This window comes from Deinococcus roseus (assembly GCF_014646895.1).
GTDB classification, from domain to species: domain Bacteria; phylum Deinococcota; class Deinococci; order Deinococcales; family Deinococcaceae; genus Deinococcus_C; species Deinococcus_C roseus.
Genome location: NZ_BMOD01000028.1, coordinates 1 through 22,598, shown reverse-complemented (window position 1 = coordinate 22,598; position 22,598 = coordinate 1). Strand labels below are relative to the sequence as shown.

General features: G+C 56.9%; 20 protein-coding genes. 12 read left to right on the top strand and 8 right to left on the bottom strand.

What is annotated here, in order from left to right; translation table 11 throughout:
• Nucleotides 1-179: 179 nt before the first annotated feature.
• The 4 genes from IEY52_RS22480 to IEY52_RS22465 all read right to left on the bottom strand — a co-directional run bounded on the left by IEY52_RS22480 (nucleotide 180) and on the right by IEY52_RS22465 (nucleotide 4,316).
• Complete coding sequence (locus tag IEY52_RS22480) at nucleotides 180-653, bottom strand: flavin reductase family protein (protein WP_189007358.1); 474 nt, start codon at nucleotides 651-653, stop codon at nucleotides 180-182.
• Nucleotides 654-719: 66 nt separating this feature from the next.
• Nucleotides 720-2,117 carry a CbiX/SirB N-terminal domain-containing protein gene (locus IEY52_RS22475; protein ID WP_189007356.1) on the bottom strand — a complete coding sequence of 466 codons (1,398 nt, stop codon included), beginning with the start codon at nucleotides 2,115-2,117 and terminating at the stop codon, nucleotides 720-722.
• A 166-nt stretch (nucleotides 2,118-2,283) separates the two neighbouring features.
• Nucleotides 2,284-4,020, bottom strand: coding sequence for a phosphodiester glycosidase family protein (locus IEY52_RS22470; protein WP_189007354.1), 1,737 nt, complete (start codon nucleotides 4,018-4,020; stop codon nucleotides 2,284-2,286).
• 62 nt (nucleotides 4,021-4,082) lie between these two features.
• Nucleotides 4,083-4,316, bottom strand: coding sequence for a DUF2442 domain-containing protein (locus IEY52_RS22465; protein WP_189007352.1), 234 nt, complete (start codon nucleotides 4,314-4,316; stop codon nucleotides 4,083-4,085).
• Between the two features lie 69 nt (nucleotides 4,317-4,385).
• Between IEY52_RS22465 and IEY52_RS22460 the strand changes: the two genes are divergently transcribed.
• The gene (locus IEY52_RS22460) at nucleotides 4,386-5,675 is read left to right on the top strand and encodes an arsenic transporter (protein ID WP_189007350.1); all 1,290 of its coding nucleotides are present in this window, start codon (nucleotides 4,386-4,388) and stop codon (nucleotides 5,673-5,675) included.
• Nucleotides 5,676-5,917: 242 nt separating this feature from the next.
• Here the strand turns inward: IEY52_RS22460 and IEY52_RS22455 are convergent, their stop codons facing one another.
• Nucleotides 5,918-7,354, bottom strand: a complete 1,437-nt coding sequence (locus IEY52_RS22455) for a hypothetical protein (RefSeq protein ID WP_189007348.1) — start codon at nucleotides 7,352-7,354, stop codon at nucleotides 5,918-5,920.
• Between the two features lie 191 nt (nucleotides 7,355-7,545).
• Here IEY52_RS22455 and IEY52_RS22450 point away from each other — a divergent pair, with 191 nt between their 5' ends.
• Together IEY52_RS22450 and IEY52_RS22445 are read left to right on the top strand one after the other, a co-directional pair.
• Nucleotides 7,546-8,478 (top strand): NAD(P)-dependent oxidoreductase, encoded by a 933-nt coding sequence (locus IEY52_RS22450; protein WP_229684921.1) that lies wholly within the window; start codon nucleotides 7,546-7,548, stop codon nucleotides 8,476-8,478.
• Nucleotides 8,479-8,525: 47 nt separating this feature from the next.
• Nucleotides 8,526-9,155: a hypothetical protein gene (locus IEY52_RS22445; RefSeq protein WP_189007346.1), complete on the top strand. Its 630-nt coding sequence runs from the start codon at nucleotides 8,526-8,528 to the stop codon at nucleotides 9,153-9,155.
• Nucleotides 9,156-9,198: 43 nt separating this feature from the next.
• Here IEY52_RS22445 and IEY52_RS22440 read toward each other — a convergent pair whose 3' ends face one another.
• The 3 genes from IEY52_RS22440 to xylF all read right to left on the bottom strand — a co-directional run bounded on the left by IEY52_RS22440 (nucleotide 9,199) and on the right by xylF (nucleotide 12,424).
• Nucleotides 9,199-9,945 carry an ATP-binding cassette domain-containing protein gene (locus IEY52_RS22440; protein ID WP_229684920.1) on the bottom strand — a complete coding sequence of 249 codons (747 nt, stop codon included), beginning with the start codon at nucleotides 9,943-9,945 and terminating at the stop codon, nucleotides 9,199-9,201.
• 2 nt (nucleotides 9,946-9,947) lie between these two features.
• Entirely contained in the window at nucleotides 9,948-11,162 is a 1,215-nt protein-coding gene (locus IEY52_RS22435) for a sugar ABC transporter permease (RefSeq protein ID WP_189007343.1), read from the bottom strand.
• A 221-nt stretch (nucleotides 11,163-11,383) separates the two neighbouring features.
• A complete protein-coding gene (gene xylF / locus IEY52_RS22430) occupies nucleotides 11,384-12,424 on the bottom strand; it encodes a D-xylose ABC transporter substrate-binding protein (protein WP_189007341.1) in 1,041 nt (346 codons plus the stop codon).
• 726 nt (nucleotides 12,425-13,150) lie between these two features.
• On the opposite strand from xylF, the gene xylA reads away from it, so the two are divergent.
• From xylA to IEY52_RS22385, 9 genes are all read left to right on the top strand, one after another.
• A complete protein-coding gene (gene xylA, locus IEY52_RS22425) occupies nucleotides 13,151-14,323 on the top strand; it encodes a xylose isomerase (protein ID WP_189007339.1) in 1,173 nt (390 codons plus the stop codon).
• 178 nt (nucleotides 14,324-14,501) lie between these two features.
• On the top strand, nucleotides 14,502-15,935 hold the full coding sequence (gene xylB, locus IEY52_RS22420; protein ID WP_189007336.1) for a xylulokinase: 1,434 nt from the start codon (nucleotides 14,502-14,504) through the stop codon (nucleotides 15,933-15,935).
• A 161-nt stretch (nucleotides 15,936-16,096) separates the two neighbouring features.
• Nucleotides 16,097-17,287, top strand: a complete 1,191-nt coding sequence (locus tag IEY52_RS22415) for an ROK family transcriptional regulator (protein ID WP_189007333.1) — start codon at nucleotides 16,097-16,099, stop codon at nucleotides 17,285-17,287.
• Between the two features lie 128 nt (nucleotides 17,288-17,415).
• A complete protein-coding gene (locus IEY52_RS22410; protein ID WP_189007329.1) occupies nucleotides 17,416-18,564 on the top strand; it encodes a pyridoxal phosphate-dependent aminotransferase in 1,149 nt (382 codons plus the stop codon).
• Between the two features lie 94 nt (nucleotides 18,565-18,658).
• Nucleotides 18,659-19,435 carry an HAD hydrolase family protein gene (locus tag IEY52_RS22405; protein ID WP_189007327.1) on the top strand — a complete coding sequence of 259 codons (777 nt, stop codon included), beginning with the start codon at nucleotides 18,659-18,661 and terminating at the stop codon, nucleotides 19,433-19,435.
• Complete coding sequence (locus tag IEY52_RS22400) at nucleotides 19,432-20,253, top strand: alpha/beta hydrolase (protein ID WP_189007325.1); 822 nt, start codon at nucleotides 19,432-19,434, stop codon at nucleotides 20,251-20,253. Before IEY52_RS22405 ends, IEY52_RS22400 begins: the two co-directional genes overlap by 4 nt.
• Before the next feature lie 41 nt (nucleotides 20,254-20,294).
• Nucleotides 20,295-21,080: an HAD-IIB family hydrolase gene (locus IEY52_RS22395; RefSeq protein WP_189007322.1), complete on the top strand. Its 786-nt coding sequence runs from the start codon at nucleotides 20,295-20,297 to the stop codon at nucleotides 21,078-21,080.
• The gene (locus tag IEY52_RS22390; RefSeq protein WP_189007320.1) at nucleotides 21,077-21,979 is read left to right on the top strand and encodes a carbohydrate kinase family protein; all 903 of its coding nucleotides are present in this window, start codon (nucleotides 21,077-21,079) and stop codon (nucleotides 21,977-21,979) included. The genes IEY52_RS22395 and IEY52_RS22390 overlap by 4 nt, the downstream gene beginning before the upstream one ends.
• 23 nt (nucleotides 21,980-22,002) lie before the next feature.
• Entirely contained in the window at nucleotides 22,003-22,356 is a 354-nt protein-coding gene (locus IEY52_RS22385) for a 2Fe-2S iron-sulfur cluster-binding protein (protein ID WP_189007318.1), read from the top strand.
• Nucleotides 22,357-22,598: the final 242 nt, after the last annotated feature.

Here is a 22,598-nt window from a genome sequence, read left to right as displayed (position 1 = left end):
CACCAGACCTCCGCCCCGCCTTGTTGCAAGCAGGGTGTGGATACTCCTTGTTTCAAATATTAAAACATGCTTTCACCAGAGTATATCTCTATTCAGCAAGGCTTCAGCCCACCCTGACCCGGTGGGCTGGGTTCAAAGAGGATTTGTGTAGACATCTTTACAAATTGACTACATTTCAGTCATTTTCCCTGAAAGGCACCATACTGTCCTCTGAAGTAAAGCAGAGCGTCCTGGTCGGTGTAGCGGGTGTGCGTGATCTCTCCCAGAAAGAGGGTGTGGTCTCCGGCTTCAATGGCTTTGTCTTTCTTGAGCACCAGATTCACCAGCGCACCTTCCAGCACAGGAACACCATCCCACTCTGCGAACTCTGGCTCCTGGTCGTGCAGTTTGCCAGCAAAGTGGTTGCTCCAGTGTGCCTGCTCCTGGGACAGAACGCTGATGCCAAAGGTTTCTGCAGCCAGCAGGTGGGCATGCATGCGGGCCTTGTTTGCCACCGAAACCAGCACCAGAGGGGGCTCCATGGAAACGCTGACAAAAGCACTGGCGGTCATGCCATAAACCTGGCCTTCTTGCTTGCAGGAAATGACGGTAACGCCACTGGGAAAGCGCCCCAGACTGGCCCGAAAATGTTGAGGATCAATGGGATGAAACATGCTTCCAGCATAAGCCGAAAAAAGCCAATGCAAAGTGTGCAAGTTACACCAATTCAGGAAGGAACCTCAAGAAGAAACAGGGGTTTCCTGCAACGCCTGCTCTTTGCGCACCACATGTTCCCGCACTTCAGAGATCACGTAGGTGCAGGCTTCCACACAGGGAATCGCACCAGGAACCCCATCAAGAAAAGTCTGGTAAAGGGTGTCTCCGTACCACAAACGGCTTTTCAGGCATTTTCCACAAATTTTCTTGCTGACCTGCTCCACATCTTTTAAAGTGGCCTGCTGCACCCGACTGTAAATCCCGGTCTGCCTGCGGGCCGTGCTGATCCAGGGTGTGACCCTGAGTGCCCCTCTCTGGTACAGGAAGGTGTCTTCAATGACCCCGGGATACACATGCCCGATGGCCCGCTGGAAATCGGATTCGTTGAACACCGCTTTCCAGCCAGTGGGAAGGTTGCGAAGCGTGTGCACTGGACGGTATTCTCCTGCATCTGAAAGGCGCACCAGATCCCGCAGGGATTCAGGACTCACAAACACCTGCAGCTGGTCCTTTCCCTGATCCAGCATGTGCTGAACGGTATAAAGCCCCACTTCCTGCTGGATCAGCAGTTCTCCCAGGCGCATGCCCTGCCGGGCCAGGTCCAGAAAAGTTCCCCAGGCTGCCTGCTGCTCTGGACTGGGTTCTCCACTGGCTGAACTGTTTTTCAGGGCATCCTGCGCCAGTTCCAGCACCACCTCTGCCAGCATGGGATGGGTGCCCACAGGCAAAGCGTAATGCACGGTGTGTTCTGCAAATGCCGTGGTTTTTCCGGTCAGACCCAGTTCTTCTGGAATGGTTTCCTGGGTGTGCCAGCCCTCTGCAGTGAAGAAAGGCACCATCACCACATGCTTTGCTGTGAACAGGGTGTCCCAGGTGTCCACTTTGGGGTCTTCATCCAGAAAGAGCGCGTGCACTTCTTTGAAAAGGCCCTGCTCACGCAGGCGGTCCCGGTTCTGGTAAATCACCCGGTTGCTGTTCTGATTGCGGGTGGTCCCATGTCCGATGATCAAAAGCCCGGTGTCTTCGGGGGACAGTTCGGGAAAGGCCTCTCTGGCCCTTTCCAAAATCACCTCCGCCATTTTGGGATGCACCCCGAAAGGCTGGGTGTAACGCACGGTTTTGCCACCCAGTTGCCGGGTGATGCCATGGGCAGGCACCGGACCTGCATGTCCCAGGTTGAGTTCTCTGGGGATCACCGTCTCGGTGAAGTAACCCTCACTGATGAACATGGGAATCACCGTGACATCCGAATAGCGGGTGGTCCTGAGCACCTGTCTGAGGGAAGGCTCTTCTTTCCAGTACCCCTCGATCACCTCACTGAAAGACCCTGCCTTGCGCAGCAGTTCTGCATAGTGGTAAACCGCCCGTGCAGAATCAGGATTGAGGTGGGAGCCGTGTCCGATCAGCACCAGTGAACGCATACGGCCATTCTACCCGATGCAGGCAAAAGATCCCTGGGGCTTTTTAGAGCATTTGACAGAAGAAGAGGTTGCTGCTAGGGTTGATGTTTTTTGGAATAGAAGGATTCAAAAGAATCCTTCTATTCCACTGATAAATGCAGTAGGTGTTTTGGACTGCGGTCTGCGCTCACTTCTGGGCAGTGGTCAATCTGGGCACCATCAGGATCGCATTGGGGACAGGTCTGGACCAGGTGCGGTTGAGGAACCCGCCTGAAACAAACACTGTGGCACTGGTTCCGCTGTCCAGACGCATGGCCTGCTTCAGGCCCGCTTTGAGCAGGGCACGGGCAAAGTCTTCCGGGGTGCCCCATTTCAGGTATGCAAAGACGTAATCTCCTGCACCTGTGGTCCCAAACGCCACCTGACGGGTGGGCCTCCAGACACTTGCCCCGGTGTCAAAGTCTTCTTGCACAGCATTGACGGCATACTGGCTGTCTTTGACCAGCATGGGTCCAGCCGCCAGCACATCGCGCGCGGTCAGCCAGGATTCATCGGTCCAGGCCACACTGACCCCCACCGTTGCCCCCACTTTGGTGGGCAAAATGGGGTGTTTTTCGGGCTGGAATGTGACGGTTATTTCTCCTTCTGCGGCCTTGAAAGCGCCTGTGCTCACCCGGGTCACAACACCATCTTGCACCGTCAGGGTCACAAAATTCTTGCCTCCCACCACGTTTTTTCCGTCTCCCACAAAAAGGGTCAGCCAGCCGTCCCTGGGACCTGATCGCACCGAATTGACCCGCTCCTGACCCAGCGGAGTGGAGAGGGTGTAACGGGCTTTGGGAATGCCCCACATCAAATCCCCCGAAGAGGTGAAGCCCACGGCTGCCCGTTTTTCCAGACCTCCAAACAGCAAGCGGCCTTCTTTCACCACCATGTCTACGGGAAATCCGGTTTTCATGTCGAAGTAACCGCCATTGATGCCTGCCACGGCCTGTCCCTGCTTCACGAAGGTTTCCACACCCTGCAAGAAACCCGAGGTCAATTTGGGTTGAAACTGGCTGCGCTGGAAAGTGAGCAATTCCAGGTCTCCCAGTTTCTGGTAGGACACCCCGGCAGGCAAACTGGAAAGGTTGGGGAAAGGAGGTGTTACAGGACGCACAAATTGAAAAACATCAATGACGACCCGGGGCGGGTTTTGCAGGGGAAACACCTTGAATTCTGCATCTCTGGAGAGGGTCAGGCTGGCCCGCATGCCCTGGGCATTTTGCTCCACCCGAATGCCCTTTACCCCTTTTGAACCTGCAATGGCCTGGGCCAGATTCTGCCCCTGGGTTGCAAACAGGGTGATTTTGTTGTCTTTCACCTCGTACTGGGTGGGAGCAGAGAGGTCCAGCACGATGCGGGTGCGCTCTGTGTACTCCTCGATCTGCACGCTGTGCCGGATGCCCTGGAATTGGGGCAGCACCACCTGGGGAACTTCAGGGTTGGGAACGGGTTCGGGCAGCATGGGCGCTGGGGAAGTCTGGGCAGTTTCAACAGGTTGAGCAGCAGGCACCACCACAGGCAAAGCAGCATAATCCAGCAGTTCAGGCAGGTTGTTGAGGGCCCTGAAACCCAGAGCGTCCAGCACAGCAAGGGGCACATACCATTTTCCCTGCTCAAAGACCAGACCAGGAAGGGTTGCGCCCTCCCAGCCAGAACCACTTTTGAACACAAAACGGTTGTTCTGGAAGACAAGTTCAATGGTTTGCCGGTCCTGGTTGACCTGCACACCCAAAAGCACCAGACCTTCCAGGGGAAGCACCTCCTGGCCTTGCAGGGTCCGGGTCTGGGTGCGGGCGTTCTGCCCCGCCAGGTACACCGGACGGGCATGGGCAGAATTCAGGAAAAGCAGCAGAGCAACAGCAAAAACACGGGAACGCATGACACTCCCAAATGTAAGGGTTTTGTGGCTGCATTGGGTGAGATCCCACAAAGGTTAAGGGACTAGTCACACCTGAAGGTGTCCACATCCACCTCCAGATCCTCTCCCCAGCTGAGAACCTGTCCCGAGCGTTCCAGATGGTAATTCTGAAAACGCTCGGGATTTCTGAGGGGAGCAAAAACCAGTCCTTCTCTGAGCCAGGACATCAGGTTGACCCTGAGCTGGACGCCATCGGTGTAATGAAGCCGGAGACTGTAAGGTGGAATGTAATCCACACGCTGGACGCGGTACAACATACCTTAAATTACGTCCAATTGTTGGAAAGCACATCAGCACATTCACACCCATGCCCTAAGCTATTTGTCGTGCTGCTCGCCCTGATCCTGTTCCTGGTTACACTTGTCCTGGTCATTCTTCAACCCTTCAAACTTTCCATTGGCTGGAGCGCCACCATCGGGGCGGTCATTGCCCTGCTGCTCGGCCTGGTGGATGTGCAGGACGTGCAAACCGTGTGGGGCCTGATCTGGAACGCCACCCTCACCTTCATTGCCCTGATCGTCATCAGCCTGCTGCTGGACGAAGCCGGGTTCTTCAAATGGACCGCCCTGCACGTCAGCAGGTGGGGTGGGGGCAGCGGAAAACGCCTTTTTGTGCTGATGGTGGTGCTCGGAGCGGCGGTCACCAGCGTTTTTGCCAACGATGGGGCTGCCCTGATCCTGACCCCGATCATGCTGGAAATCCTCTTTGCCCTGGGGTTCACAGGCCCGGTGGCCCTGGCTTTTGTGATGGCGGTGGGTTTCATTGCCGATGCCACCAGCCTGCCCCTGATCATCTCCAACCTCACCAACATCATCACCGCCGATTACTTCTCCATCAGCTTTGAGCGCTATGCCAGCGTGATGGTGTGGGTCAATCTGGCCTCTCTTGCTGGCAGCCTGGGCCTGCTGTACTGGATTTACCACAAGAGCATCCCTGCAAAGTACGACCTGCAAAGCCTGCCTGATCCGCAAAGCGCCATTCGCAGCAGGGGGGTGTTCATGTCTGGATGGGCCGTCCTGCTGGTCCTGTTGCTCGGCTATTTCAGTGCAGAACGGCTGCATGTCCCGGTCAGCTTCATCACGGTGGCCGGAGCGCTGTGGTTGTGGCTGGTGGGCGGTCAATCCCGCAAACTCAGCACCCGCAAAGTGCTGAAAGGTGCCCCCTGGCACATCGTGGTTTTCAGCCTGGGCATGTACCTGGTGGTGTACGGCCTGAAAAACCAGGGCCTCACCAGCGAACTCAGCCGCCTGCTGGAACAGATGGGAGGCAACCTGTGGACCGGCACCCTCGGGGCAGGTTTTCTGGTGGCCCTGCTCTCCAGCCTGATGAACAACCTCCCCACCGTGCTGATCGGAGCCCTGGCCATCGACGGAGCGCAGGTCTCACAGACCATCAAAGAAGGCATGATCTACGCCAACGTGGTGGGCAGCGATCTGGGACCCAAAATCACCCCCATTGGCAGCCTCGCCACCTTGCTGTGGATGCACGTGCTGGCTTTGAGGGGAATCCAGGTGACCTGGGGATATTATTTCCGCATTGGGCTGCTTTTGACAGTGCCTGTGTTGCTCTTGACACTGGTGGTGCTGGTGGTGGTTTTGAAGGGGAATGCAGGCTGAGATCTCTGAGGTCAGATCCCCCGCACCTCACTCCGTTCGGTGGTCCCCCCTTAACGAAGGGGGGTTGGTGGGAAACTGAACTGGAGACCATGTCAGACAACCAAAAATCCCCCAACGCTGACGGGGGACAGCCTTGAGCGATAGCGAAAGGCAAGGGGATCTGACCTCAGCACTCCCAGACGCACACCAAGTCCCCCTTCGTTAAGGGGGACAGCCTTGAGCGAAGCGAGGAGCCGGGGGATCTATCGCTTCACAGGAATCAACCCCAGCAGCACCACCAGCCCCAGCAAACTGAGCACCAGACCTGCATTTCCCGTCCAGAGAAACACGGCTGGTGTGAGGGCACTGACCACTGCAGGCACCAGATGGGCACTGCCCAGGGCATGGAAAGCCACCACAGCACCCAGAATCAGGGCCAGCAGCACGGCCAGAGCAGCAGGCAGGTAGGTCACCAGATAAGCGCCAAACACGGCAGAAAGGGTCAGGCCCAGCACCGAGAACACCAGTCCCAGCAGGGGAACCTTGCGGTTTCTGAGCAGGCTGGAGAACACCACCCAGCCCACCAGCAACAGCAAGCTGACCGGAACAAAACTGAACACCTTGATCAGGGTCTCCCGGATGGCCACACCCGAGAACGCCAGCACGATGCTCTGGGCGGTGATGATGTTTTTGAGGTCCCAGGTGTAGCGGTTGCCGCCCTGCGAGGTGGGGTACAGGCTTCCGGTCTGGAATTTGGTGTTCTGGTCGGAGGTGAGCACCAGTTTGAAGGCTTTGATGGGTTCGCGTTTGTTGCTGAGTTCGTAGCGCCACATGCGGGAACCCTGATTTTTGTACTTGACCTGCACGGTGATTTTCTCTTGTGCAGCCACTTCACCTTCCCAGAGGTACCCCTGACTTAAATTGGCCAGTTCGTACTGCTTGCCGTTCACGGTCATCTGGAAGTCTTTGAGCGTGCCAGAGCCGTAAGGGAGCGGAAAATTGAACCGGACGGTGGCCACCTGATCCAGCGGGTTCTCAAAAACGTAGCTGCCGTCAAAAGAGGCGTTGTAGTAAGAGCGTTTGCTGTCGGAACTCTGGATGAACCCCAGGTTCACTTTGATGTCGGTGCTTTCCAGGGCGATGGGTTCCTCTGTGAGCTGGGTGGCTTCGCGGGTGAGCACCAGATTGCGCCCACTGCGGCGAAACTGGTCCTGCAGTCTGGTGATGTTTTCGGTGCTGGGATCGGGCAGGTAAGGGGTGAGGATTTCTGCACCTTCCACCCCGATGCGGTCCAGAATGTCGGGGGGCAAAATCAAATTGCGGGTGTAGGTTCTTTCCTGGATGTAGCTGGCATACGGGCTGTACTGGGTGGTGTCTCCGGCAGCAGGCATTTCGGTGCTGGAGAAGGTGGCGCTTTCCCGGTGCAGCAGGCGCACATTCAAATCGTTTTTGAGCAGGCCCAGGGCCAGCCAGGCCCCCCAGGTGGTCAGGGCCAGCAGCAACACCAGGCCCAGCGGACTGAACAGGGGCCTGAACACCTGCCCCAGTTTCTGCAGGGCATCCCGGTCCACACGGGTGACAATCCAGGCCACGATGCCCAGAACGAGCGCCACACCCAGCAGACCTGCAAAAATCCACAGGCCATTTTGCAGCAGCATTTCCCAGAGGTTTTGCAGCAAATCTTTAAACTGTTCAATCATGTCCTTATGGTAGGTTTTTTTGTTTTGAATGGGTATGACAAAAATAAGGAAAGCCGTGAAAACAATGAGGGGTGTCCTGACTTGATTTTCTGGATTTTAAGACTATAATTTTGATGCTCCAGATTTAAAGTCGACGCACATTTGCATGGTGCACCTGTGCTGCTGTAACAGCAGGCTGTTAAGATGGCAGCATGACAGAAGCCACAGGTGCAATGCAGGATGCAGTCCAGCAGGTGGGTTTCATTGGGCTGGGGCACATGGGGGAACCCATGGCCCTCAATCTTGTGAGGGCAGGCATTCCCCTGCTGGTCTGGAACCGCACACCCGCCAAAACCCAGCTCCTGAAAGATGCAGGAGCACAGGTTGCCCAGAATGCCCCAGAGGTTTTTGCAAAAACAGAGGTCATTGTGCTGATGCTGGCCACCGAAGACAGCATGGATGAGGTGCTGGGACGGGGCACGCCTGCTTTTGCCACCCACCTGCGGGGCAAAATTCTGGTGCACATGGGCACCACCTCGCCAGGGTATTCCCGCAGTCTGGAACAGGAGGTCAGGGCTGCTGGGGGCCAGTACGTGGAAGCCCCGGTTTCCGGGTCCCGTGTTCCTGCCGAAAAAGCCCAGTTGATCACCATGCTGGCTGGAGACAACGCTGCGCTGGAAACCATCCGGCCCCTCCTCAGACCGCTCTGTCGGGAAATGGTGGATTGCGGCCCGGTGCCCAATGCCCTCCTGATGAAGCTTTCGGTGAATCTGTTCCTGATCACCCTGGTCACAGGCCTTTCAGAGGCGTACCACTTTGCAGAAAGACAGGGGGTGGACCCTGCCCTTTTCACGCAGGTGCTCGCTGCAGGTCCCATGGCGAGTGATGTGTCCAGAATCAAGGCCAGCAAACTCCTGCAGCAGGATTTCTCGGTGCAGGCCTCCATTGCAGACGTGTTCAAAAACAACCGTCTGGTGGCAGAAGCCGCCCGAAGTGCAGGCATTGCCTCTCCCCTGCTGGACGTGTGCTACGCCCTTTACGGCGAGACCCTGAACCTGGGATTTGGTGGGCTGGACATGGCTGCAGTGGTCCGGGCCATTGAAGCCCGCACAGACCACAAAGACCAACCTCAGGGAGATTCCTGAGGCATCATCTGGCAACCTTGCCTGCCCCATGCCCGTAATTCAGAAACATGAAACCTACATTTCTTGTGGCAGCCGCCCTGCTGATGGGCAGTGCTCTGGCGGCAAACACGGTCAAACTCAACATCAATGGTCAGGTCATCGAAGCCCCGGTGGTCAAGGTGAACGGCAAAGACGTGGTGCAGGTGCCCCTGGACTTCCTGCAATCTGCAGGAGCCCTTTTCACGGGGGGCAGCAATCAGGTGGACGCCCTGCAGGGCTGCGTCAACCAGGATTTGTTCAATGGCGTGTGGCGTCTGAAAGTGGGCGAGCAACACCAGCAGACCGATGATGACGAATACTGGTTCACGGAATTCACCGTCAGCAACGGCAGCAAGTACAACCTGTTCCTCTCGCAATACATCGATTCAGACAAAATCACAGTGGTGGACGCTGCAGGCAAAATCAGCAGTGAGAACTACATCTTTGAAGCTGTGAAAAATCAGGTGGCAGGACCGCAGTTGCCTCCGGGCGGGTCCATCAAACTGCGGCTTGCCACCCGCCTGAGAACCATCACCCCGCCCCTCAGCAAAATCCTGATTCAGATCGATGCCACCCGTGTCCCAAACGGGGCCAACATCAAGAAACTGCCTTTTGTGAAAACCCCGAATTTCAGGATTGACATGACGTGTAAGAAATAAAAGAGCCAGGGAGAACACCTCCCTGGCTTTACAGGAGCATAAATTACCGCATCATCACCGCAGGTTTGGCCCCCGAGATGATCATGCCCAGAACCTCGTCTTGCGTCACATCCTGGGTGCGCACGGTGCCCACCAGTTTGCCGTTTTTCATCACGCTGACCCGGTCTGAGAGGTCGAACACATCGTGCATGTCGTGGGAGATCAGGAAGATGCCCACCCCTTCGGATTTCAGGGCCTTGATCAGTTCGCCCACCTGACGGGTTTCCTGGGGTCCCAGTGCAGCAGTGGGCTCATCCATGATCAGGACTTTTGCTTTGAAGTAGATGGCGCGGGCAATGGCGATGGCCTGCCTCTGGCCCCCCGAGAAGGTCAGCACAGGTTTTTTGAGGGTGGGCAAATGGACTTTCAGGCGGTCCAGCACCTGCCGGGACTCGTACTCCATGTGGTCCTCGTCCAGGGTGCCGCCACGCAGCAATTCACGGCCCAGAAAGATGTTGGCTGCCACATCCAGGTTGTCTGCCAGTGCCAAATTCTGGTAGATGGTTTCGATGCCGCTTTTCTGGGCGTCTTTGGGGCTGCGGATGTGGGCTTCCTGACCTGAAACCAGGATCCTGCCCGAATCTGCAGTGTACGCACCGGAAAGGATCTTGATCAGGGTGCTTTTTCCTGCCCCGTTGTGGCCCAGCAGGCCGACCACTTCACCGGGGTAAAGGTCCACGGAGACATCGTCTAAAGACTGCACGCCCCCGAAGCGCTTGCTGATGTTTTGCATTTCCACAAGCTTCTGCATGCTCACCTCGGGCGGTTCCTGTTGTAAATGACATCCATCCACACCGCCAGAATCAGGACGCCCCCCTGCACCACGTTCTGCCAGGCGGTTTGCAAATCCATCAGTCCCATGCCGTTGGCAAGGCTGGACATCAGCAGTGCGCCCAGCATGGCTCCGGTGATGGTTCCCAGGCCCCCAGCAAGTGAAGTCCCACCGATCACAGCGGCAGCAATCACGCTGAGCTCTGCCAGCGTTCCGGTGGAGTTGGTGCCTGCGTTCAGTCGGGCGGTCTGGATGGCTCCAGCGAGACCCGCCAGCACGCCCATCAGGGCAAAAATCTGCACCGTGAGCATGCGGGTGTTGATCCCGGCCAGACGGGCCGCTTCAGGGTTGCCCCCGAAAGCGAACACATAGCGTCCAAAGCGGGTGTTTCTGACCACCCAGGTCATGATGCCAATGACCAGAATGGTGATCAGCACAGGAACGGGCATTCCTCTGGGAATGTCGGTTCTGGGATAGGTGTAGCCGTTCATCACCAGGGTGAAACCTGCAATCAGCAGCAGGCTGATCAGGGTGACCACGGTCTGCGCCCAGACGGGACGGATGGCGAGGCCTCTGGACTGGCGTTTGCGGTAACCGGAGATGTCCCCTCCCAGAACGGCCAGCATGGCAAAAAGGCCCAGCGTCCAGGTCCAGGGGCCACCGATGGAGCCGCCTAGACCGCCGCCCAGCACCTGAAAGTTGTCGGTGAGGGGAGCGATGGTTTGCCCGGAGGTCAAAATCCAGGCACCGGAACGGTAAATCAGCAGCCCACCCAGCGTGATGATGAAGCTCGGCACCCCCAGGTAAGCCACGAAATAGCCCTGTGCTGCACCCAGTCCGGCTCCCAGCACCAGGCCGAGCAGCAGGGTGACAATGGCATTCCAGGGGTCAGGAATGGGCAGGTGGGTGTTGGTCACGGCCATCACCATGCCCGCAAAACCCAGCATGCTGCCAATCGAGAGGTCGATGTTGCGCGTGACAATGATCAGGACCATGCCACCCACCATCACGCCCACCACACTGGTCTGCACCGCGAGGTTCCAGAGGTTTCTGGCGGTCAGGAAGGTGAAGTCGGTCAGCAGGTGAAATCCCAGCCACACCACCGCAATGGCGACCACCATGAAAACCAGACGCCCATCCAGTTGCAGGCTGGACATCAGGCTCTGGCTTGTTTGTTTTTCTGCACTTCTTTGCATGTTGTCCTTGAGGGCCAGGGGCCAGCGGTCAGGGTGTTTGTGCCGAGAGCCGAGGGCCGAGGGCCGAGAGCGAAAAGACCAGAGTTGAACATGGTCGGAAGAGAGGGGCAGCAAGAAATTGAAGACGAAAGCCCATTTTTCTGCTTCCCAGATGTTTCAAGGCCGAAGCCGAAGGCCAAAGCAGGCAAAATGCCCCTGGCCCTCGGCTCCCAGCCCCTGGCTTACTTGCAGGCTGGGGGAATGCTCTTGCCAGTCACACCAGCGCACACTTCGGCTTTGGTGGCCCATTTGGCGTCAATGATCAGGTTCAGGTTGTTTTTCTTGATCACCACGGGTTTCAGCAGGATACCGCTCACCGAGATTTTCTTGGGTCCACCATTGAAGGGTTTGGCTCCAGGGATCTTGTTGACGGCGGTTCCGCCCGCCAGTTTCACGGCGATTTCAGCGGCTTTCTGGCCCAGGGTGCGGGAGTCTTTCCAGACGGTTCCGGTCTGCAGGCCTTTGGCGATGCGGTTGAGGGCGGCTTTGTCTGCATCCTGACCGGACACAGGCACCTTGCCAGCAAGTCCCACGCCACTGAGGGCAGCCACGGCACCGCCTGCAGTTCCATCGTTGGAGGCGACCACAGCGTCCACTTTGTTGCCCTGTGCGGTCAGGATCTGCTCCATGTTGCGCTGGGCGGTTTCAGGTTTCCAGCCTTCGGTGTACTGTTCGCCCACTTTCTTGATCGCGCCAGAGTCCATGGCTTTCTTCAGCACTTCCATCTGACCCTGGAACAGGATGTCTGCGTTGGGGTCGGTGGGGCTTCCCTTGATGAACACGTAGTTGCCTTTGGGCTTGGCGCTGAGCACCATCTTGGCCTGCAGGCGGCCCACTTCCTTGTTGTCGAAGGAGATGTAGAAGGCACTGGGATCTTCGATCAGGCGGTCATAGGCAATGACGGGAATGCCTTCTTCTTTGGCTTTCTGGATGGCGGGCAGGATCGCTACGTTGTCCTGGGCCAGCACGATCAGCACGTTTGCGCCTTTGGTGATCAGGCCTTCGATGTCGCTGATCTGTTTTTCGTTGCTGCTCTGGGCATCGGCGCTGATGTATTTGGCACCGGTTTTGGCCAGTTCAGCTTTGATGGCGGCTTCGTCGGTCTTCCAGCGTTCTTCCTGGAAGTTGGACCAGCTGACCCCCACCACAACATCAGCAGCCAGAACAGTAGAAGAAAAAGCAGAAACCCCAAGAGCACATGCAAGCAACCAGGCTTTTTTCATATAACATCCTCCCCACACAAGATGTCCTCTTGTGCGTCCTCTTCGTTTTGATCTTCGCTTGGATTGTAAGTGCTGCCAACAAACTTTGTCAATGTCTTTTGATTTCAAAACCTTCTTTGCGAAATCATCTTCCCATTGCAAAGCAAATGCAGAAGTTATCCATGATGTCATGAAAAAGACATGAAAAGGTCAAATTGAATTTGGCCTTCCAGAATTCATGCCTGAATTTCTGCACCTGTTCAGCCACCATTCTAGCGCTAAAATTGCTCTCAGGTGCTGTACAAAGCAGCCTGACCTATACAGCACCATCCAGACAAAACCCACCAGATTCCACAGCACAGGCGTTCACCTTTCAGGGAACATCAAGCGAGAGGAATCCAGGTCCAGCGACAATGCAAAACAGAAGTTCGGTTAAGCATAAGTTACTAAAACTAACTATCCCCTGTCAATCCCGTAAGGGCTTCCAGAGTGGGCATGTCAAATTTTCAGAAAGATCAAAGGAAAAATTTGTTTTCCTGCAAAAGAAAAACCAAGGCTTTCTTGAAAACCCTAGACCCTGGAAACCCATCTGGACTTTGCACCTGCCCCTCAGACGGACAGACAATTGACAGAATTCCGATTTACCTCTACACTTTAGTTAGTCTTTCTAACTAATTCAGTTGTGACCCCGGACCACCCACCAGACCCATGCATCAGACCCACAAGGTGGCCCCTCAAGGAGAACCCATGACCCAGTACCAGCCCAAACCCGAACACAAATTCACCTTCGGCCTGTGGACCGTTGGCAATCCAGGTGCCGACCCCTTCGGAAGTGCCGTGCGTGAAGCCATTTCTGCCCCCTACATTGTGGAAAAACTGGGTGAACTGGGAGCCTGGGGCGTCAACTTCCACGACAATGACCTGATCCCTGCAGAAGCCACCCCCGAGCAAGCAAAACAGATCAAAAAAGACTTCCAGGCTGCACTGGACGCCACTGGTCTGGTGGTTCCCATGGCCACCACCAATCTGTTCAAAGATCCCATCTTCCGGGATGGAGCCTTCACCAGCGCAGACGCCCGTGTGAGGGCCTACGCCATCCAGAAAACCATGAAAGCCATGGACCTGGGGGCAGAATTTGGTGCCAAAACCTACGTCTTCTGGGGCGGCCGTGAAGGCACCGAAGTGGATGCTGGCAGCCGCACCCTGGACGCCATGGGCTGGTTCCGGGAGGCCCTCAACTTCCTGGCTGAATACAACATCTCCCAGGGTTACGGCTACAAATTCGCGCTGGAACCCAAACCCAACGAACCCAGAGGGGACATCTTCCTGCCCACCGTGGGTGCAGCCCTGGGCTTCATCGCCACCCTGGACCACCCCGAAATGGTCGGTGTGAACCCCGAATTCGCCCACGACACCATGGCTGGACTCAGCTTCCCACACGCACTGGCACAGGCCATTGATGCCAAGAAACTCTTCCACGTGGACCTGAACGACCAGAAGATGGGCCGCTTTGACCAGGACCTGCGTTTCGGCAGTGAGAACTACAAGAGCGCTTTTTACACCGTCAAACTGCTGGAAGACTCCGGCTACCAGGGCCCCCGCCACTTCGACGCCCACGCCCTGCGCACCGAAGACTACGACGGCGTCTGGGAATTTGCGAAGGGCTGCATGCGCACTTACCTGATCCTCAAGGACAAAGTCGAGCAGTACAACGCAGATCCCGAAATTCAGGCTGCCCTGGCCGAATACTACGTCAAAGACGAAGCCCTCAGTGGCCTCACCAGCAAATTCTCTCCTGAAAATGCCCAGCAACTCAAAGACACCAGCTTTGACCTGGAAGGCATCCGCAGCAAGGGGCGCGGTCTGGAAAAAATCGACCAGCTGACCGCCGAAGTGCTGCTGGGCGTTCGGGGCAAGTAACACCCCCTGTCCTTCGCCCCCTGTCCTTCGCTTTGCTCAGGACTGTCCCCCTTCAGGGGACGTTCTCTCCACTCAGGTTCTGACCACAGATTCTGACCAAGACTTCCCCTCATCCAGCAATTCTCCCGGACCAGGACGCTCTCTCTCCCCTCCTGGTCCGCTCTTTTTGGAGGCTCACATGGCTCAAGTCACACTGGGTCTGGATTTAGGCACCTCTGGCGCACGGGTGCTGGCTGTGGATGCCAGCGGCCAGATCATCGCCGAGGTCATCAAAACCCATCCCCTTTACACCCCGCAACCCGGCTGGACCGAACAGAACCCGCTGGAATGGTGGCAATCCTCCATAGACGCGCTCAAAGAAGTGACCGAACAGCTTCCAGAAGGCACTGAAGTGCTGGCCCTGGGACTGTCAGGTCAGATGCACGGCATGGTCGCCCTGGACGCCCAGGGTGAAGTGATCCGCAATGCCCTCCTCTGGAACGACCAGCGCACCGGAAAAGCCGTGGAGAAACTGAACGCCATCATCGGCAAAGAGACTTTCATTGCCCGAACCGGAAACCCTGCCATCACCGGATTCCAGCTGCCCAAAGTGATCTGGCTGCGCGATGAGGAACCCGAAAATTACCGCCGGGTGCGCCACATCCTGCTGCCCAAAGACTACATTTCCTTCAAGCTGACCGGCACCATGCGGGCCGAACCCAGCGACGCTTCCGGAACCAACTGCTTCCACCTGGCCAGCAAACAATGGGACGAAGAGATTCTGGGTGCGCTGGACATCCCGGTGTCGTATTTCCCGGAGGTCATTGCTTCAGATGAGGTGGTCGGGAAGCTCTCTGAGGAAGTTGCAAAACAGGTGGGTCTGCCCGCTGGGATTCCCGTGGTGGCAGGCGCAGGAGACAACGCAGCTGCAGCCACCGGCCTGAGGATCAGCCAGGATGACATTCACACCGGAACCCTCTCATTGGGCTCCTCCGGGGTGATTTTTGCCCCCCTGACCGAAGCCAACCCCGATCCCCAGGGGCGGGTGCACCTGTTCTGCCACGCAGATGGCGCTTACAACCTGCTGGGCGTGACCTTGAGCGCAGCCAGCAGCCTGCAGTGGCTCAGGGACACCCTTTTCCCCAATCATTCCTTTGTGCAACTGACTGAAATGGCAGCCCAGAGCCAGCCCGGCTCCAGCGGCGTGACCTTCAAACCTTACCTGGCCGGAGAACGCACACCCCACCTGAACCCCAACCTGCGCGCCTCCCTCTCTGGCCTCTCCCTCGCCAGCAATGCCAGCGACATTGTGCGCTCGGTTCTGGAAGGGGTCGCATACTCTTTAAAAGACGCCCTGAACATCATCCAGCCCCTCACCCCTTTAAAGCAGGTGCTGGCCACAGGAGGCGGCTCCAAGTCTGATCTGTGGGTGCAAATCCTGGCCGATGTTCTGGAAATCCCCGTGCTAAAACCCGCTTATGTTCAGGGGGCCGCATACGGTGCTGCCCTGCTGGGCTTCAAGGTGGCCGGATTCCCACTGCCAGAGCGCGAACCTGCTGTGCAGACCACGGTGCCCCAGAATGCAGAGGCTTATCGGGAGGGGTATGGGAGGTATGTGGATTACGCCGGGTGATGTCAAGGATTGCCGAGAGCCGAGAGCCGAGAGCCTATGGTGCTTTAGCAATAGCTCTGGGTCAAATGCTGAACGCTGACGGCTGAAAGCTGATGGCTTTTGCCCTCGGCCCTCGACCCTCGGCTGATAAATGCTAGAATTCCCCCACACAGGACCCCCACATGAAACACGCAGGCGCGATTGCAGGTGATCAGGCACTTCTCAAGAAACTCAACCGGCTGGCCCTGCTGGGGTCGGTGCGGGAAACCCCTGGCCTGTCCCGTGCAGACCTCGCCAAAAAACTGAATCTGGCCAAACCCACGGTCAGCCAGCTCATTCAGGAGCTTGCAGATGAAGGCTGGATTCTGCTGGGCAGCCAGGAAGCCAGTGGGGTGGGGCGGCCCTCCTCCCCCATCCATTTCAACCATGAAGGGCTGGCCCTGGTGGGGGTGGAATTGACCCCCCATCAGATCAATCTGGTGGTCACCAATCCCAGAGGAGAAATCCTCTCTGAGGTGCAGGAGGTGCACAGTGCGGGGGACCCCTCTGCTGTGCTCTCTCAGATGGGCAATCTGATCACTGCAGCCCTGGACTTCTGTCAGCAACAGGAGCGCAAAGTGGTGGGGGTCGGGGTGGGTTTGCCTGGACCTGTGGATCCCAGGACCGGGGTGCTGCTGTATGCCCCCAACCTGGACTGGTCCAGCGTTCCGGTGCAGTCTTTTCTGGAATCCCTCTTAAAACAGGCCGGACATGAAGTCTTGCTGTACATCAACAACGAGGCCAAGACCGCAGCCATGAGCGAGTACATGTTCGGGAACCTGATTGATGTGGAGGACCTGGTGTACCTGAGCCTGGGGGAAGGTCTGGGTTCAGGTTTTGTTTTAAAACGTGACATCCTGCAGGGGCACAGCGGTTATGCCGGAGAGGTCGGGCACACCATCTTGCAGCCCGATCAGGGCAGGCGCTGCACCTGCGGGAAAACCGGGTGCGCTGAAACCCTGATCAGTGTGCGTGCCCTCAGCCAGAGTTTGTTCGGGCATGGTCAGGGGTCTTTGCAGGACATCACCGAAGCCCTGCAAGCCCAGACCCCAGAAACCTTCACGGCCCTGCACAGCTTTTCCCGTTACCTGGGCATCCTGATCAGCAACCTGCTCACCACCTTCAACCCCAGTCGGGTGGTGCTGGGAGGTCCATTGATCCAGCTTTCCGGGCACTTCTGGTCCAGCATGCTCAACGAGGTGAAAACCCGCACCCATCCGGGCATCTACTCGGATCAGGTGATCGTAAAATGCCGCTTTGGAGGCAATGCCAGTGCCATTGGAGCAGCAGGCAGCGCTTTGCAGATGGCCCTCAACGTGCGGCCCCAGGGCTGAAAAAGTGTTCAGCGGTCAGTGGTCAGCCCTCGGTACATCCATCTTCCCTTGGGGCTTCTGCCTTCTGCTCCCTCCACAGGTCTATAACCCAGAAATCCACCTCCAGAGCAAGGGTTTAGACTGTCAAAATGTTCAGGGCCAAACTTTCCCAGAAGATTCAAGCCTTAAAACCGTCCAGCACTGTGGCCGTCACCTCTCGCGCCCTGGAATTGAAACGCCAGGGGGTCGATGTGATTTCCATGTCGGTGGGGGAACCCGATTTTGACACCCCCGACCATGTGAAAGAGGCCGCCCATCAGGCCATCCGCACCGGAAAAACCAAGTACACCCCTGTGAATGGGATTTTTGAACTGCGTGAAACCATCAGCGAGAAACTGCTGCGCGAAAACAATCTGACCTACACCCCAGAGCAGGTCACGGTGACTTCTGGAGGCAAGCAGGCCCTGTTCAATGCCCTGATGGCCCTGCTGGATCCGGGGGATGAGGTGATCATTCCTGCGCCCTTCTGGGTCTCCTACCCGGAGATGGTCACTTTTGCGGGTGGGGTTCCGGTCTTTGTGGACACCCTGGCAGAAGAGGGTTACGCCCTGGATCCCGAAAAAGTCCGTGCTGCTGTGACAGACCGCACCGTTGCGATCATGATCAACAGCCCTTCCAACCCCACAGGGGTGGTGTATCCAGAGGCCACCATCCGGTCATTGGTGGAACTGTGCACCGAGAAGAACCTGCTTCTGATCACCGATGAGATGTACGAGCACATCATCTACGATGAAAAGCATGTTTCTGCTGCCCTGTACGGCTGGGACAATGTGCTGACCATCAATGGGGCCTCCAAGGCTTACGCCATGACCGGGTGGCGCATCGGGTATGCAGCAGGACCCCAGCACCTGATCAAAGCCATGAATGCCATTCAGGGCCAGAGCACCTCCAATGCCAACAGTGTGGCGCAGTACGCTGCGCTGGAAGCCATCCGGGACAGCCAGCAGTACATTGACTTCGCCCGTGAGAAATTCCGGGAGCGTCGGGATTTCATTGTCTCTGAGCTGAACAGCATGGGTCTGCCCACCCCCACCCCTCAGGGTGCTTTTTACGTGATGGTGGACACCACCTCCATTCATGCAGATGAAATTGAGGCTGCCAGACGCATTCTGGATGAAGGGCGGGTGGCTGTGGTTCCCGGCACCGATTTCCGGGCTCCGGGCCGCATTCGCATCAGTTATGCCACCAGCATGGAGAACATCCAGGAAGCATTGCAACGCATTGGAAGCCTGCTTTAACTGCAGATCCAGCAAAGGCAGGCTTCCACCTGTCTTTGTTCTCTTGCCGTAACTTCTCCTGCAATTCTCAGGGGGAATGGCATAAAATAACCCCATGTCTCTGTTTGCGTTCGATGTGGATGGGACCCTGATCGATGAGGCCAGCAACACCCATGCCCCCGAACTGGTCCAGCACATCCAGTCCCTCAAAGCCACCGGGCACAAAATTGCCCTGATCACCGGGCGGTTTGGTCTGCTCAGGGATTTTCTGGACCTGATTCAACCGGATGCCCGTGCGCTGGGAAACGGCAACCGCATTGTGCTGGGGGAAACCCAGGTCAGCACCCATGCCCTGACTGCACAAGAGGTGCAAACCGTGCTGGATCTGGTGCCCGAAGGCCTTGCAGTGGTGGGGTCTGCCCTCACAGATCGGCCCCTGAGTTTTGTATCCCATTATCAGGCTGCACAGTGGGAGCAGTGGCATCAGGCAGGACAGTTGTTCCCACTGGAAGAAATGGTGAACCATGACATCCTGCAACTTCAGTTCAAGGGTCCAGCCTGTCCTGTACTGAAGCAGCGGATCCGGGAAACCTTGCCGCATTTGAATGCTGCAGGTGCCATTGAGCCCTATCCGGGTTTTCTGAACATCACCGCCCAGAAAGCCAACAAACAGCATGCCCTGCGTGAAATTGCAGATTTGCTGGGGGTTCCACTTGCCAGCGTGATTGCTTTTGGAGACAGTGACAACGACATGGAGATGCTGCGCATTGCCGGTCACTCGGTGCAGGTGGGAGCGGCCCACTACTTGAAAGACATCTGCAAAGAACAGGTGTCCTGTCCCCTGATTGGACTTCCAGGGTGGCTGGGGCGTTACCTGGAGGGGAGGGCATGATGCGCGTTCTGCTGCTTTCAGGAATGCTGATGGGGCTGGCCTTTGCAGACCCTTCCCATGTGGAATTGCTCTCCGTGAAAAGTGCTGTCCTGGACCGCAACATGGCCGTCAAAGTGTACCTGCCTCCTGATTATGACGACCAGCAGAAATATCCCGTGGTCTACCTGCTGCATCCGTATGGTGGAGACGAGAAATTCTGGCTGGGTGCACTGGACACCCGCGAGGTCATGGACCGCCTGATCGAGCAGAAGAAAGTCCGTCCTTTTCTGGTGGTCTCCCCGAACTATGACAACAGCTTTGCCGTGAACAGCCGTGAGGCCATTGTGGGTGTGAATGCAGGACGTTATTCGGATTACCTCACCCAGGAACTGGTGTCTTTCATCGACTCGAAATATTCCACTGTGACTTCGCGGGATGGGCGCTTCATTGGGGGCACCTCCATGGGCGGTTACGCAGCGCTGCAACTGGGGCTGACCCACACCGAACTCTTCAGCAAGATTGCGGCCCAGAGTGCCGCATTGTGGGATGGCAAGGACGATTTGTACCAGGACCAGCGGGACTGGCTGTATCCCAACCCGGAAACCCGGAGTGACCGGGATCCCTTCAAACTGATCACCAAAGTGAACCTCAAGGCCCTGCATTTCAGAATCGATGTGGGCAAATCCGATCTGCTGAGAGAGGTCAATGAGCACTTTGTGCGGGAATTGCGGGAAGCTGGAGCCAACATCGAATTCAGCGAGGACAAAGGCGACCACGATCTGGCGTACTGGTCCAGTCAGCTTGCAGATTTCCTGACGTTCTTTGGGAAACCTGAATAGACCCCAATCCAGCCAGCAATTCCCGGTAAAATAAAAGCCTTGTGAGCACCCACCTTCTGGCCTTTGATTTCGATGGCACCCTTTTCGATGAGCACCAGCAGCAGGTTCCAGAGGAGATTTTTCCTCTGATCCAGCAGGCCCATGATGCAGGCATCAAGATTGTCCTGATCACAGGCCGCTGGGAGTTGCCCCCGGAGTTTTTAAAACGCCTGCCCCACCATGCGCGGGCCACCAGCAATGGCGGCCAGGTGCGCATTCAGGATGAAATTCACGTGCAGCACCTGATTTCCCAGCAGGATGTGCAGAGGATCGTGGAACTCACCCATCTGGAAGCAGAACTGTATGCTTTCTCCACCACCCATTTCTTCACCCGCGCACCTGAAGGGGCACGCAGCAAACGCTGGAGCCGTTACCTGCCCGTCAAGCCTTTCCAGGAGGTTTTTGGGGCCGATGTGATGAAGCTCAATGTGGACCACACTTCGGTGCCTGACCTGAAAACTGCGGTGGCAGAGCACCTTCCGCACCTGACCCTCACCGGAGGCCAGGAGCCTTACCTGCATTTCCTGACCATCACCCCCACAGCCGCCAATAAGGCGGAGGCTTTGAAGTACATCGCCAGCACGCTGGGTGTGGGTCTTTCCAACACCACCGTTTTCGGAGACAGCGACAACGACATTGAGATGCTGCGTCTGGCCGGTCATGCGGTGCAGGTCGGTCACATGCCTTACTTGCAGGAGGTCTCAGACGAGCAACTGGACCACCCCAGAGATGTGGCCCGCTGGCTGCAGAACTTCCTGAAAAACATCCATTCTGGAGTGCAGGTGTGAAACTGCTGGTCTGCGGGAACGTCAACCTGGAAACCGGGGTTCCGGTTTCTGGCTTCCCGCTGGAGTACGCGCCCATCAGTTACCTGAAATTCCAGACCACCACCCGTCCTGGGGGGGTGGGGTTCAATGTGGCCAAGGCCCTGAGCATCCTGGGCAGCGAAGTGCATTTTGCGGCCCTGACCGCCCCCGACCTGATGGGACAGGTGCTGCGTCAGGAGGTGAAAAGGGCAGGTCTGGGCCTGACGTTTCTGTCAGAGGTGCTGTCCGAAACCCCCCAGTCGGTGGTCCTGACCGACCCCCAGGGCCGCCGCCAGATCTTCACCGACCTCAAGGACCTGACAGAGGCCAATTATTCACGCGCCCTTTTTCATGAAGCGCTGGATCACGTGCACTTTGCCGTGATGACCAATGCACCTTTTGTGAAACCCCTGGTTCCAGAAGTGGTGAACAGCGGGGTGCCTTTTGTGACGGATGTGCAGGATTTGCAGGGCCTGCACCACGAATACAACCTGCCTTTTCTGGAGCACGCCGAGGTGCTGTTCTTCAGCCATGAGAAGCTGCCAGAAGCTGCTGCAGACTTTGTGCCCGCTCTGGCCCGCCTGTATGGCACAGAGGTGATCGTGGTGGGTCTGGGAGCGGACGGGGCCTTGCTGTACCATGACCGCACGCTGCACCATGTTCCTGCATTTTCGCCTCCCAGCATTCAGAGCACGGTGGGTGCAGGAGACGCGCTGTGTGCCAGTTTCACCCATTTTTATGCCAGGGGAATGCACCCCCTGGAAGCCCTGCAACGGGCCGTGGTTTTTGCAGGCAACAAAATTGCTGCAGCTTCTGGCAGTGAAGGCTTTCTGAACGAGAGTGAACTGGAAAGTGTCTTTTCTACACTGCAACAGGGCTGACAATTCGCTAGAATGGTCCGCGTATGCCCAAAATCACGGTGGAACAATACGGCACATTTGAAATCGAAACAGGAAAACGGCTGGTGCTGGGTCTGGAAGACGCAGGGGTGGACATGCTGCACCGCTGTGGCGGCAAGGCCCGTTGCACCACCTGCATGGTGGAGGTTCTGGAAGGCACCCCCACCCCCATGACCATGGCAGAAAAAACCGTTCTGGAAGCCAAGGGACTGGCCGGTCAGGGCCGCCTGAGCTGCCAGATCACCTGCGAATCCGACCTCACACTCAGAACCATCAAAACCACCAGAACCACAGGCCTGGAACCCGGCACCCATCCTGCAGAGCACATTGAGCCTGACCCCGAGTATCTGCCTTCCTGACCCTGTTTCTTCCTGACCCTGTTTCTTCCTGACCCTGTTTCTTCCTGACCCTGTTCTGGCTGAAATGCCACTCAACCATACAAGTCTCTCTGCTTTTGAAGGGCCTTCGTCTATAAATGGAGTATGGATAAAGGCTTTTCATTGGCGATATGTATTCTGGCTCTGTACAGGACAAAAATCTAAAAATGGCCTGGTACTCCGGGCCAACAATGCTATTTGAGGCGGGCGCGCCAGTCGTGTAG

Bases quoted from the DNA above. Each gene is read 5' to 3' on its own strand.
- xylF (WP_189007341.1), bottom strand. From the start codon at position 12,424: ATGAAAAAAGCCTGGTTGCTTGCATGTGCTCTTGGGGTTTCTGCTTTT.
- IEY52_RS22405 (WP_189007327.1), top strand. From the start codon at position 18,659: ATGTCTCTGTTTGCGTTCGATGTGGATGGGACCCTGATCGATGAGGCC.
- IEY52_RS22450 (WP_229684921.1), top strand. From the start codon at position 7,546: ATGACAGAAGCCACAGGTGCAATGCAGGATGCAGTCCAGCAGGTGGGT.
- IEY52_RS22465 (WP_189007352.1), bottom strand. From the start codon at position 4,316: ATGTTGTACCGCGTCCAGCGTGTGGATTACATTCCACCTTACAGTCTC.
- IEY52_RS22480 (WP_189007358.1), bottom strand. From the start codon at position 653: ATGTTTCATCCCATTGATCCTCAACATTTTCGGGCCAGTCTGGGGCGC.
- IEY52_RS22385 (WP_189007318.1), top strand. From the start codon at position 22,003: ATGCCCAAAATCACGGTGGAACAATACGGCACATTTGAAATCGAAACA.
- IEY52_RS22440 (WP_229684920.1), bottom strand. From the start codon at position 9,945: ATGCAGAAGCTTGTGGAAATGCAAAACATCAGCAAGCGCTTCGGGGGC.
- IEY52_RS22445 (WP_189007346.1), top strand. From the start codon at position 8,526: ATGAAACCTACATTTCTTGTGGCAGCCGCCCTGCTGATGGGCAGTGCT.
- IEY52_RS22470 (WP_189007354.1), bottom strand. From the start codon at position 4,020: ATGCGTTCCCGTGTTTTTGCTGTTGCTCTGCTGCTTTTCCTGAATTCT.
- IEY52_RS22400 (WP_189007325.1), top strand. From the start codon at position 19,432: ATGATGCGCGTTCTGCTGCTTTCAGGAATGCTGATGGGGCTGGCCTTT.
- IEY52_RS22455 (WP_189007348.1), bottom strand. From the start codon at position 7,354: ATGATTGAACAGTTTAAAGATTTGCTGCAAAACCTCTGGGAAATGCTG.
- IEY52_RS22475 (WP_189007356.1), bottom strand. From the start codon at position 2,117: ATGCGTTCACTGGTGCTGATCGGACACGGCTCCCACCTCAATCCTGAT.
- IEY52_RS22415 (WP_189007333.1), top strand. From the start codon at position 16,097: ATGAAACACGCAGGCGCGATTGCAGGTGATCAGGCACTTCTCAAGAAA.
- IEY52_RS22435 (WP_189007343.1), bottom strand. From the start codon at position 11,162: ATGCAAAGAAGTGCAGAAAAACAAACAAGCCAGAGCCTGATGTCCAGC.
- IEY52_RS22410 (WP_189007329.1), top strand. From the start codon at position 17,416: ATGTTCAGGGCCAAACTTTCCCAGAAGATTCAAGCCTTAAAACCGTCC.
- xylB (WP_189007336.1), top strand. From the start codon at position 14,502: ATGGCTCAAGTCACACTGGGTCTGGATTTAGGCACCTCTGGCGCACGG.
- xylA (WP_189007339.1), top strand. From the start codon at position 13,151: ATGACCCAGTACCAGCCCAAACCCGAACACAAATTCACCTTCGGCCTG.